This is a genomic window from Oceanobacillus jeddahensis, from assembly GCF_000750635.1.
Lineage (GTDB): Bacteria > Bacillota > Bacilli > Bacillales > Amphibacillaceae > Oceanobacillus > Oceanobacillus jeddahense.
In genome coordinates, this window is sequence record NZ_CCDM010000002.1 from 654,164 (window position 1) to 668,357 (window position 14,194).

Sequence of the window (14,194 nt, forward strand, 5' to 3'; positions counted from 1 at the left end):
TTGCTACAATACGTCGGAAATTCACTTGTAAAACACATCGCTTGGAACTTTCGACGCAAAATTTTTAATAAGCAAGTAAATCTGGTACTTTTTGTGGGAATATTAAAGTCAGAACATCCTTGTACGAGTGAAGGACGAGCGAATGAGGGCATACATATTAAAATGAATAATGACTTCATGTTTATACTGTATCATATACAAAATTGATACAGTTTTTTAATATAGTAATACAGTTTTTATTTGATGGAAACAGGAAGCGGCAGCCCTTAGGAAATATATTAATGTTCAAGAAACAAACTGATTGACCCTCAATAAAAAATGAGCTAAGATAATAGAAGATAAAAATTGTATTACTTTCTATTACACGTCCTTTTAGAACAGTAGTGACAAAATAATACAGATTAAAAATTTCTGTATTAGGGAAAAGGTATTTGTATGTAATTTTTATTGTTTAAGGGTAGAATAGTAAAAGGATACTTAATTTTGATATAAGAAAGGAAGAGGTGAATCATTTTGAAACAGGTACTTGAAAATATTGAAAACCAATTCGAAATGTTCCAAGTTCTAGATGAAAATGGAAAAGTTGTAAACAAAGATGATCTCCCTGATTTATCAGATGATGAATTGAAGGAGCTAATGAGACGTATGGTATACACACGTATACTTGATCAGCGTTCCATTGCACTTAATCGTCAGGGACGTTTAGGTTTTTATGCGCCAACTGCTGGACAAGAAGCTTCTCAATTAGGGAGTCAATTTGCATTAGAGAAAGACGATTTTATTTTACCAGGATATCGTGATGTTCCACAGCTAATTTGGCAAGGACTTCCATTATATCAAGCTTTCTTATTCTCTAAAGGGCATTTTCACGGAAACCAATATCCAGATGAATTAAGAGCGTTAAGCCCACAAATCATTATTGGTGCACAGTATGTTCAAACAGCTGGAGTAGCACTTGGTTTGAAAAAACGCGGCAAGAAGAATGTAGCAATCACTTATACAGGTGACGGCGGTACTTCTCAAGGTGATTTCTACGAAGGAATAAACAATGCTGGCGCATTTAAAGCTCCTGCTATTTTTGTTGTGCAAAATAACCGTTTTGCTATTTCTGTTCCAGTAGAAAAACAAACAAATGCAAAAACATTAGCACAAAAAGCTGTTGCTGCTGGAATCGAAGGAATCCAAGTAGACGGTATGGACGTTTTAGCAGTTTATGCTGCGACAAAAATTGCTCGTGAACGCGCAGTTGCTGGTGAAGGGCCAACATTAATTGAAACATTAACTTACCGTTTTGGACCACATACCATGTCTGGTGATGATCCAACGCGTTACCGTACAGAAGATATGGATAAAGAGTGGGAGCAAAAAGATCCACTTGTCCGTTTCCGTAAATACCTTGAAGGTAAAAAGCTCTGGTCTGAAGAAGAAGAAAACAAAGTAATTGATGAAGCGAAAGAAGATATTAAAAAAGCAATTAAACAAGCAGAACAGCAGCCGAAACAAAAAGTTACCGATTTAATTGATAATATGTACGAAGAGCTTCCACCTAATTTACAGGAGCAAAAAGAAATTTATGAAGCAAAGGAGTCGAAATAAATCATGGCACAAATGACAATGATTCAAGCAATCACTGATGCAATGCGCGTGGAATTGAAAAATGATGAGAACGTGCTTGTTTTTGGTGAAGATGTTGGACAAAATGGCGGAGTTTTCCGTGCTACGGAAGGTCTTCAAGATGAATTCGGCGAAGATCGTGTATTTGATACACCGCTTGCTGAATCAGGAATTGGCGGCTTAGCTATTGGTTTAGCAATGGAAGGATTTCGTCCGGTTCCAGAAATCCAGTTTTTCGGCTTCGTTTATGAAGTAATGGACTCCATCAATGGTCAAATGGCTCGTTTACGTTACCGTTCCGGCGGTCACTATAATGCACCAGTCACTATTCGTGCTCCATTTGGCGGCGGAGTGCACACGCCTGAATTACACGCAGATTCTTTAGAAGGTCTTATTGCACAGCAGCCGGGTATGAAGGTAGTTATTCCTTCTACACCGTATGAAGCAAAAGGACTGCTTATTTCTGCAATTCGTGATAACGATCCGGTTGTATTTTTAGAGCATATGAAGTTATACCGTTCTTTCCGCGGTGAAGTTCCTGAAGAAGATTATACTGTTGAAATCGGAAAAGCTGACGTAAAACGCGAAGGTACAGATGTTACACTGCTTGCTTATGGAGCAATGGTTCACTCTTCATTAAAAGCAGCTGAAGAATTAGAGAAAGACGGTATTTCTGCAGAAGTAATCGACTTGCGTACTGTTTCTCCGGTTGATTATGAAACTATTTTAGAATCTGTTAAGAAAACAAACCGTGTCGTATTTGTTCAAGAAGCTCAGCGTCAGGCTGGTATCGCTGGACAAGTTATTTCTGAAGTACAAGAAAGAGCAATTTTACATTTAGAAGCGCCTATTCTTCGTGTAACTGCACCAGACACAGTTTATGCATTCTCTGATGCAGAAGAAGTTTGGTTACCAGACCATAAAGACATTATTGAGAAAGCAAACGAAGTAATCAATTTCTAAATTTTTTAGGAGGTCAAACTCATGGCATTTAATTTTAAATTACCTGATATAGGTGAAGGAATTCACGAAGGCGAGCTCGTTAAATGGTTCGTTAAAGAAGGCGACGAAGTAAAAGAAGACGATGTCCTTTGTGAAATTCAAAATGATAAATCCGTCGTTGAAATTCCGTCTCAGGTGGATGGAACAGTTACGAAGATTCATGTAGCAGAAGGCGAGGTTGCAGTTGTAGGTGATACATTAATCTCATTTGATGCTGAAGGATATGATGATGAAGAGGAAGATACGAAATCTGAGGATGCTTCTTCTGAGTCTAAAGAAGAAAAAGCGGAAGAAACTGCTGAACAGGCGTCTGATGAATCATCTGAATCCGATGATGACAAACGTGTTATTGCAATGCCTTCAGTCCGTAAATTCGCACGTGATAACGATGTGAATATTAAGGATGTACAAGGTTCCGGCAAAAATGGACGTATTACAAAAGAAGATGTGGAAAGCTTCTTAAGCGGAGATCAGAAGGAAGCCTCTTCTGAACCTGAAGAAACAAAAGAAACAGCGGCTTCTGAAGGTGCTCAGGCAGCAGCTCCACAAGGCGAGTATCCGGAAACTCGTGAGAAAATGACAGCAATGCGTAAAGCCATTGCAAATTCAATGGTTAACTCTAAATCGAAAGCTCCCCATGTTACCTTATTGGATGAAGTGGACGTAACTGATTTAGTAGCGCATCGTAAGAAATTTAAAGCTGTTGCAGCAGAGCAGGATATTAAGCTGACTTATCTGCCATATGTTGTGAAAGCATTGATTTCTGCATCGAAGAAATTCCCGATTCTTAACTCTTATATTGATGATTCAACCGATGAAATTGCGGAAAAACACTACTATAATGTTGGAATTGCTGCAGATACAGATCGTGGACTTCTTGTTCCTGTTGTTAAAAATGCAGATAAAAAATCCATCTTCCAAATTTCCAGTGAAATCAATGAATTGGCAGTAAAAGCGAGAGATGGTAAACTGAAACCAGACGAAATGAAAGGTGCTTCCAATACGATTACTAATATTGGTTCTGCTGGCGGTCAATGGTTTACTCCTGTATTAAACTATCCGGAAGCAGCTATTCTCGGAATTGGACGTATTGCAGAAAAACCTATCGTTCGCGATGGCGAAATCGTCGTAGCACCGGTTCTTGCATTATCCTTGAGCTTTGATCACCGTATCGTTGATGGTGCGACTGCACAAAATGCATTGAACCAAATCAAACGTTTATTGAATGACCCACAATTAATTATGATGGAGGCGTAAATTCATGGTAGTAGGAGATTTTCCGGTAGAAGTAGATACACTTGTCGTTGGTGCTGGTCCAGGAGGCTATGTAGCTGCAATCCGCGCTGCACAGCTGGGACAAAAAGTTACAATTGTAGATAAAGGGCCATTAGGCGGTGTATGCTTAAATGTTGGATGTATTCCTTCTAAAGCACTAATCGAAGCAGGACACAAATATCAGAATGCAAAAGGCACTGATGATTTAGGAATTACAACAGAAAATGTAAGTCTTGACTTTTCTAAAGTACAAGAATGGAAAGGATCTGTTGTCAATAAACTTACTTCTGGTGTTCAAGGACTATTAAAAGGAAATAAAGTTGATATTGTCAAAGGGGAAGCTTATTTCGTAGATGAGCATACAGTAAAAGTTGCTGATGAAAAAAGCTCTCAAACGTATAAATTTAACAACTGTATTCTTGGTACTGGTTCTTCACCAATTGAAATTCCTTCTTTCAAATTCTCTGAAAGAGTATTGGATTCTTCAGGTGCATTAGCCTTGTCTGAAGTTCCTGAGAAACTGGTTGTTATCGGTTCTGGTTATGTTGGCACAGAACTTGGCACAGCTTATGCAAACTTTGGTACAGAGGTAACATTCTTAGAAGGCGCAAAAGATATTCTTGGCGGATTTGAAAAACAAATGACCCAAGTTGTTAAAAAAGCTTTGGAGAAAAAAGGCGCTAAAATTGTTACAGAAGCAATGGCTAAAGGTGCAGAAGAAACAAAAGACGGCGTAAAAGTTACTTATGAAGCAAATGGCAAAGAAGAAGTAATTGAAGCAGACTACGTACTTGTTACGGTTGGTCGCCGTCCAAATACAGAAGAACTTGGATTAGAGCAAATTGGTGTTGAAAAAGATGACAAAGGCTTGATTAAAGTTGATAATCAAGGAAGAACTTCTGTAAATAACATCTTTGCAATCGGAGATATTGTTCCTGGTCCAGCTCTTGCCCATAAAGCATCTTATGAAGCTAAAATTGCAGCGGAAGTAATCAGCGGTGAAAAAGCAGCTATTGATTATAACGCAATTCCGGCAGTAGCATTTACTGAGCCAGAATTAGCAACAGTAGGTTTATCTGAACAAGCTGCGAAAGATGCCGGCTATGATGTGAAAGCATCGAAATTCCCATTTGCTGCAAATGGACGTGCATTATCGTTAAATACATCAGAAGGCTTTGTGAAGTTAGTAACCCGCAAAGAAGATGGTCTGATTATTGGCGGACAAATTGCAGGTCCAAATGCGAGTGATATGATTTCTGAAATCGGACTGGCTATCGAAGCTGGTATGACAGCAGAAGATATCGCATTGACTATTCATGCTCACCCAACATTAGGTGAGATTACAATGGAAGCAGCAGAAGTTGGTTTGGGTACTCCAATCCACACAATGTAATTTCATTAAAACAAAAAGACATGCTCTGGATGAATTCCAGGCATGTCTTTTTTACTTTAAAAAAAGAATATAGAGAGTCTCATTTATCAAAATATAGCTGGCTGTAAGACTCCCACTTCAAGAAATGAAGAGGGCACGAAATATCTAAGTAGGAGATTGGGCAGCCAGTAGCAGCCGGTTTGGTTCCGATCAACACGATGTAAGTTTCACTTTATTTGTATAAAAGGATGTCAGTTTTCTACTGTTAATACTTGAAGAAAACTGACATCCTTTTATCATGTAATAAAGCTATTCTGAGAGCTTTTATTCCGTCAATATATAATTTGATTATCTGTACTTACTATAGAGTCCAACGTCTTCATAAGGTCTCCGCGAGACATGGTATTTTCGATTGAATAAATAACCGCTTCATCTTTAAGTAAGTAAATACTATTATTATTTAAAGTATAATCTGATGGCATGTCTTGATTATCCATTATACGCTTTTCTGGACTAGTAATCTCTTCTGGATATTTCGCCTTCAAATCAATAAATGTATTCATATAGCTATCATTATCTTCCTCTGGAGGAACATATATAACCTGATAGTCGGTAAATTGGAATTCGATAACTTGCATGTCCTCTTCAGCCTGACAGCTATTTAATATAGGGGTGAAGGCAATAAATAGTAGAATGATACCGAATTTCTTCATTCTATGTCACCTCTTCCCGAAAATAAAACAAGCATTTCTTTTATTTTCGTAGGATACATATAGCTTAACAAATAAAATTACAAAATTAGCAGATGTTATAAAATAGTAAAGAAAATGATATTAGAGTAACATGCGCTTGTAGCAATGTGTAATACTTTAAAAATAAAGTAATGATAAATAGTTTTTGATGTCGAAAATAGTGCATAGAAAAAGCTCTCCTTAAGTAAAATTTATAATACTTAAGGAGAGCTTTTCGATTCAAAATTAACATTATTTCATTTTATCACGGAGAACCGTCCGTAAAACTCCCGCCTCAAAATAAAGAGTAAGAATGAATTTATTAAGGCGGGAGATCAGGTGAGCTAACTCCCTGAATCACTAAGGCTAATTCAGTGGGAGAATGAAGGAAGCAGACTAAGTTCGCGACCTTGTTAAAATCTAAAAGTTGTCTTTATTTTCTTCGTCCGTATCAGGAAGTGTTTTCTTAAATCCTTCTTTCATTTTTCTTATTTCTTTCTTCTGATTTTCTCGGAACTCTGGATCATATCTGCGCTGTCTAGCTTCTAATGTTAAAATCTTATGCTCGCTTATTAATGCTTTAAAGAGAGAAATCGTCATAAGAATCATTAAGATAGCAAATGGGAATGCAGCAATCAGCATAGCCATTTCTAAGGCACTTAAACCGCCAGACCACAGTAGTACAGTAGCGATAGCAGCTAAAATTAGGCCCCAAATAACTTTTATACCCATATTCGGATTTAATTTACCACCTGTTGTAAGCATGCTGAGAACAAAGGTTCCTGAGTCGGCAGAAGTAATGAAGAAACATGAAATTAAGAGTACTGCAACACCAATAACGATGGAAGCCATAGGTGAAGACTCAAGAAAAGCGAATAAAGCAACTTCTTCACCCACTTCATTCATTAATTGATGAATCATTCCACCTTGGGATATATCCATTTCTAGTCCCGCTATGCCAAAAACAGAGAACCAGAAGGCACTGAATATTACTGGTACGGCAGTTACACCGATAACAAACTCACGAATCGTTCTTCCTCTAGAAACCCGGGCAATAAATGTTCCGACAAACGGTGACCAGCCAATCCACCATGCCCAATAAAACAATGTCCAATCATTTAGGAATCCTCGATTTCCCTCAAATGCATTTGTGCTAAATGTCATACTTGGCAGATTCTGCAAATAATTTCCTAATGTTGTTGTAAAAGATTCAATCATCTGTGTAGAGGAACCTAGAATGAATACAAAGACCATTAACCCAATAGCAAGAACAACGTTGGTCCAACTCAGATAGCGAATCCCTCTATTGATGCCTGTCGTAGCAGAAAGCATGAATAAGGCTGTAATAATGATAATAACAATCAGATTAACTGTGAAGTTATTTGGAATTCCGTCAAATGTAAAATTTAACCCGGCCGTAATCTGTGTTGCGCCAAGCCCAAGAGAAGTTGCAATCCCAAATACGGTAGCAAACACAGCTAATGTATCGATAGCAATTCCCCAACCGCCTTTTGCACGATCTCCTATCAATGGTGCGAAAGCAGAGCTGATTAAAGCAGGGGCACGGTGACGAAATTTAAAATAAGCAAGTGCTAATGCAAGTACTGCATAAGTAGACCATGGATGGAAACCCCAATGGAATAAAGTATACTGCATCGACTGTTCTGCTGCAGCTACTGTTTCTGGTTCAGCAGAAGGGGGGGAATAATAATGTGTTACAGGTTCTGTCACACCGTAAAATACGAGACCAACTCCCATGCCAGCAGTGAATAGAAAAGCAAACCAGGTAAAATAGCTATATTCCGGTTTATCATCCGGTTTTCCTAATTTGATTTTCCCGTAAGGTCCGAAGATAAGGAATAATGCAACAAGAATAAAGCCTGTTGTAACCAGCATATAGAACCAACCAAATGTATTGGAAATGAATCCATCAATGATGCCTAAAACGTATTCTACATTTGCAGGAAAGAATGTTCCCCAAATAAGAAAAACAAGTATCAACGATATAGATACCCAAAAAACGGGCGTAATTGTTTTCGATTTAATATTATGACCTCCTTATAGTATTAAGCGATGTACGTAAGCTAAGCAGCGTCACTATCTTCTCTATGGCAAAAAATTAATATGTTTATTCATTCTAAGAACCATTTTGTTGAAAAAGTTCAGTTAATGGATATTGCTTATAATTCCCCTCTGAAGGGAGATTATCCAGAAACGGATAGTGAAATGGAAAACGTCATAAAAATTATGATACAAATCCAATTGATATCGGTTTTGGGAATATGGATTTTGACGTTTGTAATAAGAATTCGTAAACATGAAATAGATTATATTGTGTCCGAATAAATAAACAGCTGCTTAAAGTTTTGGGCTGGTTTTGTGTCGATTCATGCCTCTTCATTTGATAAATACCTATAATAGCCTAACAATCGTTTAACATTATTGTCAACCGTTTGATTTAACACTTGTACAAGTAATTAAAAAGTGTACGTATCTTTTATAGTTTCGTAATCATTTACATAAACCCCAATTTGTAAGTAATCAGAAGGAGAATTTGGTAATGAAAATGTATGTCTTTGTTTTCAAATATGGAATTTAAATTATTTATTCTATTTTTCTTGTGTAAAAAAACAAAGATAATGTCGCATTATGTATTTTGGATTCTTAGCTTATTATTTATTTAACTACCTATTTAAAAAAAAATCAAACATATTAATTTTCTTTTCTTAAAAATACTTCAGTTGCTCATTGTAAAAAACTCACTTATAATAAAATCAGAATTTTATAATGGCTTATGGGGGTTTTTGATAATATGCTACGAAAAAGCATCTTTTTTGTCGTATTCGTTCTAATGATTGGCATGATGGTTGCCTGCAGTTCGAATAATAACGAGGAAAGCAGTGCAGAACAACCTGAGGAGGAAACGGAAACAACAGAAGATAACACCGAGAGTCAAGAGAGGGAAGATTCGGATGAAAATGGAACAAATGAAGAAGAAACTGGTGAAGAAGGAAATGAGGAGGATAATACTGAAAACCAAGAGCCGATTTATTACATAGACGAAGAAACAGCTTCTATTCTTCCTATCGAGGACGCGGATGAAGAGGTAGTTTTGCTTACTATCGATGATGCGCCTGATGAGTATGCCTTGGAAATGGCAGAAACATTGCAGGAAAAGGATGCAAAAGCTATATTTTTTGTAAATGGACATTTTATTGAAGATGAAGAAGGGCAAGAAGCATTAAAGACCATTCATGAAATGGGATTCCCGATCGGCAACCATACATATTCACACCCTGTTATTCCGGAAATTCCAGAAGATGAACAGACAGAGGAAATTGTTAGCCTGAATGATAAAATTGAAGAAATTATCGGTGAACGCCCGCAATTTTTCCGGGCACCGCACGGAGCAAATTCAGATCATTCCCGTGAAGTTGTAAAAGAAGAGGGAATGGTATTAATGAATTGGACGTATGGTTTTGACTATTTTGAGGAATATCAAGATGCAGATAAATTAAAAGAAGCTCTGATCTCAGGAGAAGCACCTGAAATCGATATTAACTATTCGTTATTACAGTCTGGCGCCAATATCCTGATGCATGACCGTGAATGGACGAATGAAGCGCTTGGGGATGTTATTGATGGTCTGCGAGATCAAGGTTATGAAATGGCTGATCCTAATTTAATTGAAACATTAGAATAGGGTCATATGGAGGGGAACCCATGTATCAAACAAGAATTACCAAGCTGTTAAATATTAAATATCCAATTATTCAAGGAGGATTGGCATATTTGGCTTATGCCGATCTTGCTGCCGCAGTCAGTAATGCTGGAGGGCTGGGACAAATTACAGCAATGAGTTTGGCTTCTCCAGAAGATCTACAAAAAGAAATACAAAAAGTAAAGCAATTAACAGATCAACCATTTGGTGTAAATTTTGCTATTGGTCAGCATGGCAGAAAATTTGACCATATGGTACAGGTCGCTATAGATGAGCAAGTACCTGTTGTTTCTGTTACTGGAGGAAATCCTGCTGGTGTATTAGATATGCTAAAAGATCATCCTATCAAAAAACTTGTGTTGGTTGCATCGGTTAGACAGGCTGTGAAAGCGCAGGAATTAGGTGCGGATGCCGTAATGGTTGTCGGACAAGAAGGTGGAGGTCACTTGGGTAGAAGTGACACTGGCACGATTGTACTTGCACCGCAAGTTGCGGATGAACTTGATATTCCTGTTATTGCTTCCGGCGGTATTGTCGATGGGAGGGGCTTGATGGCTGCACTTGCTCTTGGAGCAGAAGGAATTGAAATGGGAACAAGGTTTATTGCAACAAAGGAAGTTCAGGCGCATACAAATTATAAAAAAGCAATTGTGTCGGCAAGTGAAGGAGATACGGTTGTGATTAAACGATCATTAGGTACACCGGCAAGAGCATTACGAACACCTTTTACAGAAAATATCCTGAAATTGGAAAAAAAGCACGGGAATAATTATGAACAGTTAAAAGATTATATTAGTGGAGAGGTAAATCAAAAATATATCTATTCTGGCGAGGATTCGACTGGTTTTGGCTGGGCGGGTCAAGGCGCCAGCCGCATTCATCAAATTTTAAGTGTGAAAGAATTAATGAGCTCCATGATACGTGAAGCAGATCAGGTGAAAGAAAAATGGAGTAAAGAGGTGTAATAATGAATTATGCGTATCCAATGGATGAGACATGGTCGACGCAAGAAATTATTGATGTCGTCAATTTTTTCTCTTTAATTGAACAGGCGTATGAAAAAAATGTGAGACGGTCAGACTTGATTTCTTTATATCGCCGATTTAAAGAAATTGTTCCATCTAAAAGTGAAGAAAAGCAATTATTTGAAGAATTCAAGCGATCATCAGGATATTCCAGCTACCATGTTGTGAAAAAAGCAAGAGCCTCTGAAGATACGTTTATTTCTATGAAGTAAGGAAAGCCCCCTAAACTTTTAGTGTTTAGGGGGCTTTCTTTTATGCATCCCGGCTATCTAGGGCTAATTGATAAAGCGTAAGCAGCTGATCATATGTTTCTGTAATAGTTGTGAATAGTTCTTTATCATTTTGTAAAATGGGATCATCATAAGATAGATGCTTGCCGATTAGGAATTCTGCTTTTTTTACATCACGGAAACGTTCCAATTCTTTTTTACTTAATTCTTCCAAAGAAATAGTATCTTTTTTTGTATGATCTAAAGAGATAACAAATGATTTCGGAAGATTTTTTATTTCGTTATAATTTTCTAAATAGCTTTCTGCAATTTTTTGTTTGTTCGGTAATTCGTAAATAAGTGCTAACCAAATAAATAAATGGTCATCAAATAACCCAACTTGAAAATGAGGGTGCTTTTTATAACCTCTTTTATTATCTGCAATCGCTAACCAGGTATCATTTGGCGGATTAACGCTTCTGCGTGCGTGTTTCGCAATATGTAAATAAAGCTCTTGTTCTGTTTTCTCAGACAAGTAGGAGACAAGTTCTTCACCGATTGCTTGAAATTTTGGCTGTATTCTATTTTGGATTGCTTCCATACGTTCATCTAACCCGTCAATTGTAAAAGTTTGAAAATCTTTTTTTGTAAAATGATGCAGTTCCACAAATATCATCCTTCCCTTTATTATTGTGTACTTTTTTTAATATAAATTATTATTCTTTATCTATAGGAAGAAGTCAAGTCAAAGGAGAAAACCGGGAAAAGCCTTGGTTTAACAATCAAGAAAAGGTTTTAATACTCTAAATAAAGGGAATAGAACGATAACAATAAATTGATTTATTATTTTTGGTGAACAATTTATTCTGTAAATCATAATATATAGCACATACATGATACGAAACTCAATAGCTTTTCAGGTGAAACGTGAGTATTCCCATAAAGGAGTGATAGGATGAAATATGTTATGGAAGCTCTTCGTCGCAAAGAAGCAGAAGAACGTCTCCCTGTCATTAAATTAGAGATTGATTATGAATTAGCAACATTGTACGAAGCGATGCAAGATGAAAATACGGTACAGATTATTAAGTCTAAAGAAAGATTAAAGCAGCTTAGTGAGCAATGGAAGAATCTTATAGATTAATATAATGTTAGATTATCCCAATAAGCGACAGCTTTCTTACTGTATAAATGCAACCGGTTTTTGATAAAACGAGTAATCCCAGCCTTAGGATTTAAAAATGGTTGTCACCTAAAGCTTGGTGACAACCATTTTTGCTAATGCGGTAGAAATGCATAGGAAGGAGTATATTGGGGTCAAACTACTATTATCTAATTGGTTACCCGTAGATTTTGGTGGAGAGCTAAAAAATAAACATCCTCTTCCCTTAGAAACCTCTTCCTACAAATAAACGTTAATAATAACAAAGATAAATAAAATTTCTTTTGCACTTTAAGAAAGAATTCAAGGAATAAAGTATAAGTGCAACGGTTTTGATGGGGGCGGGTAATCGCATCCCCATCCTCAGTCCCACTAAGGCATTCGCAAAAGGGTTGCACTCAAGAGTATAAGGGATATTTGAAACTTGGTTGTCATCAAGCCTTTAGGTGATAGCCTTAGTTACACTTATGCAGTAAGAAAGTTTCTTAACTGACTAAGAAAGCAAAATATGCTTTTAAGTCTCCCTTTAACGAATACCAAGTTTTCTTTAGGACTAGTTCATTGAATGTGATTGTGGATAAACTTAATCAGGAGGTGTGTGCTGATCAAAAGTTTAGAATTGGTCTAATGAGGAAGAGTCTGATAAAATAACCTTACTTACATTTTAATAAAGTATAAAGAATTTTAGCATAAATACGGCGGATTTGATTTCCTAGTATCAAAGCCTGCTACATGAGATGACTGTTCTTAGTTAATGAAGAAAACGACAGATTAAAAGGAACTTCGATTAAGTTTGTCGTGCTTCTGTGGGTACGCCGAAGCAAGCACATGCTTGTGCTAATAAAGACCGAACTTTGCTAAGCTTTTTAAAAGTTTTTGGAGGCGATGAATAAATGAATCAGGAACAAAGACAGGAAATTTACGAAATAGCAAGAAATTGGATATATGAAGCAGGTGCTCAAATTCGTGAGCATATGAATGAGCCATTAGGCATTGAAGCAAAATCAAATCCTAATGACTTGGTAACTATTTTAGATAAACAGACAGAAAAGTTTTTAGTAGATCGTATTCATCAAACTTATCCGGAACACCATATAATTGGTGAAGAAGGATTTGGAGATACATTGTCTAATGTCGACGGAACAATATGGATTATTGATCCGATTGATGGCACGATGAACTTTATCCATCAAAAACGCACATTTGCTATATCTATTGGTATTCTACATAATGGTGTGGGTGAAATTGGTTTTGTTTATGATGTGATGGATGATATTTTATACCATGCGAAGCGCGGAGAAGGTGCTTTTAAAAATGATATTAAGCTAGCTTCGTTGGACAAGGAGAAAAAATTAGAAGAAGCTATTGTCGGTATGAATCATTTTTGGTTATGTAACAACAAAGTCGTAGATTATACTGTTATGCAAAAATTTGTACGGACGATAAGAGGAGCACGGACCATTGGATCTGCAGCATTAGAATTAGCACACGTTGCTGAAGGAGTACAAGATGCTTATCTTGCATTGAGTCTTGCACCTTGGGATGTTGCGGGTGGTATTATATTGAATAAAGAGGTTGGAGGTATTGTAGGAGATGCCGATGGGAATCCCTGGAATCCATTAGAAAGGTCACCAGCTGTAGTAGCTAACCCGGCAATATACGGGTCCATTATAGAATTTTTAAAGGAAGGAAGGAAATAATCATTCCTTCCTTTTTTTCTTTTTAGACATTGCAAATCCGAACACAGAAAATGCTAGAATAATACATAAAATGATAGCCCATACACTTCGGAAAGCAATAGCCAATCCAACTAAAATAAATAACAGGACGACTAGACATGCTAATAATAGCATTGGAATATCTAATTTCTTCATTTTTCAACCGCCTTTACTATCTGTCCACAAATCAGTATAAAGGATAAAACAGAGAACTTCAAAAAACAGACATATAATTTTTCATTTTTCTCTAGTCATGTGAAAGGACTTTTAGTATGATGAAGGAAGGTATAAATGTGTGTTCAAAAAGGATGGCCAAAAGGGTAATGCCGGCTAAGACCGCAACACCGGGGACTGGCATTTCGATT

At 36.9% G+C, this 14,194-nt stretch carries 13 protein-coding genes; 9 read left to right on the plus strand and 4 right to left on the minus strand.

The genetic code is table 11. The features are described 5' to 3' along the window. The first annotated feature begins 513 nt into the window (after nucleotides 1-513). Genes pdhA through lpdA form a run of 4 tightly spaced genes read left to right on the plus strand, consistent with a single transcriptional unit; the run spans nucleotide 514 to nucleotide 5,284 of the window. The gene (gene pdhA / locus BN986_RS10900; RefSeq protein WP_040979845.1) at nucleotides 514-1,596 is read left to right on the plus strand and encodes a pyruvate dehydrogenase (acetyl-transferring) E1 component subunit alpha; all 1,083 of its coding nucleotides are present in this window, start codon (nucleotides 514-516) and stop codon (nucleotides 1,594-1,596) included. Nucleotides 1,597-1,599: 3 nt separating this feature from the next. Then, complete coding sequence (locus BN986_RS10905) at nucleotides 1,600-2,577, plus strand: alpha-ketoacid dehydrogenase subunit beta (RefSeq protein WP_040979848.1); 978 nt, start codon at nucleotides 1,600-1,602, stop codon at nucleotides 2,575-2,577. A 21-nt stretch (nucleotides 2,578-2,598) separates the two neighbouring features. Beyond that, complete coding sequence (locus BN986_RS10910; protein ID WP_040979850.1) at nucleotides 2,599-3,873, plus strand: dihydrolipoamide acetyltransferase family protein; 1,275 nt, start codon at nucleotides 2,599-2,601, stop codon at nucleotides 3,871-3,873. A gap of 4 nt (nucleotides 3,874-3,877) precedes the next feature. Further along, on the plus strand, nucleotides 3,878-5,284 hold the full coding sequence (lpdA, locus tag BN986_RS10915) for a dihydrolipoyl dehydrogenase (RefSeq protein WP_040979852.1): 1,407 nt from the start codon (nucleotides 3,878-3,880) through the stop codon (nucleotides 5,282-5,284). Nucleotides 5,285-5,595: 311 nt separating this feature from the next. Here lpdA and BN986_RS10920 read toward each other — a convergent pair whose 3' ends face one another. Continuing rightward, entirely contained in the window at nucleotides 5,596-5,976 is a 381-nt protein-coding gene (locus tag BN986_RS10920; protein ID WP_040979854.1) for a hypothetical protein, read from the minus strand. 438 nt (nucleotides 5,977-6,414) lie between these two features. After that, on the minus strand, nucleotides 6,415-8,040 hold the full coding sequence (locus tag BN986_RS10925) for a BCCT family transporter (protein ID WP_262362469.1): 1,626 nt from the start codon (nucleotides 8,038-8,040) through the stop codon (nucleotides 6,415-6,417). A gap of 766 nt (nucleotides 8,041-8,806) precedes the next feature. On the opposite strand from BN986_RS10925, the gene BN986_RS10935 reads away from it, so the two are divergent. The 3 genes from BN986_RS10935 to BN986_RS10945 are packed head-to-tail and all read left to right on the plus strand — an operon-like array spanning nucleotide 8,807 to nucleotide 10,952. Further along, nucleotides 8,807-9,697, plus strand: a complete 891-nt coding sequence (locus tag BN986_RS10935) for a polysaccharide deacetylase family protein (RefSeq protein ID WP_040979859.1) — start codon at nucleotides 8,807-8,809, stop codon at nucleotides 9,695-9,697. A 20-nt stretch (nucleotides 9,698-9,717) separates the two neighbouring features. Further along, on the plus strand, nucleotides 9,718-10,680 hold the full coding sequence (locus BN986_RS10940) for an NAD(P)H-dependent flavin oxidoreductase (protein ID WP_040979861.1): 963 nt from the start codon (nucleotides 9,718-9,720) through the stop codon (nucleotides 10,678-10,680). Nucleotides 10,681-10,682: 2 nt separating this feature from the next. Beyond that, on the plus strand, nucleotides 10,683-10,952 hold the full coding sequence (locus tag BN986_RS10945; RefSeq protein ID WP_040979863.1) for a UPF0223 family protein: 270 nt from the start codon (nucleotides 10,683-10,685) through the stop codon (nucleotides 10,950-10,952). Between the two features lie 40 nt (nucleotides 10,953-10,992). Here BN986_RS10945 and BN986_RS10950 read toward each other — a convergent pair whose 3' ends face one another. Further along, complete coding sequence (locus tag BN986_RS10950) at nucleotides 10,993-11,616, minus strand: YktB family protein (protein ID WP_262362464.1); 624 nt, start codon at nucleotides 11,614-11,616, stop codon at nucleotides 10,993-10,995. Nucleotides 11,617-11,904: 288 nt separating this feature from the next. Between BN986_RS10950 and BN986_RS10955 the strand changes: the two genes are divergently transcribed. Further along, the gene (locus tag BN986_RS10955; protein ID WP_040979867.1) at nucleotides 11,905-12,093 is read left to right on the plus strand and encodes a hypothetical protein; all 189 of its coding nucleotides are present in this window, start codon (nucleotides 11,905-11,907) and stop codon (nucleotides 12,091-12,093) included. Nucleotides 12,094-13,004: 911 nt separating this feature from the next. Then, a complete protein-coding gene (locus BN986_RS10960) occupies nucleotides 13,005-13,811 on the plus strand; it encodes an inositol monophosphatase family protein (protein WP_040979869.1) in 807 nt (268 codons plus the stop codon). Here the strand turns inward: BN986_RS10960 and BN986_RS27360 are convergent, their stop codons facing one another. Continuing rightward, a complete protein-coding gene (locus BN986_RS27360; RefSeq protein WP_187378547.1) occupies nucleotides 13,812-13,985 on the minus strand; it encodes a DUF5325 family protein in 174 nt (57 codons plus the stop codon). Nucleotides 13,986-14,194: the final 209 nt, after the last annotated feature.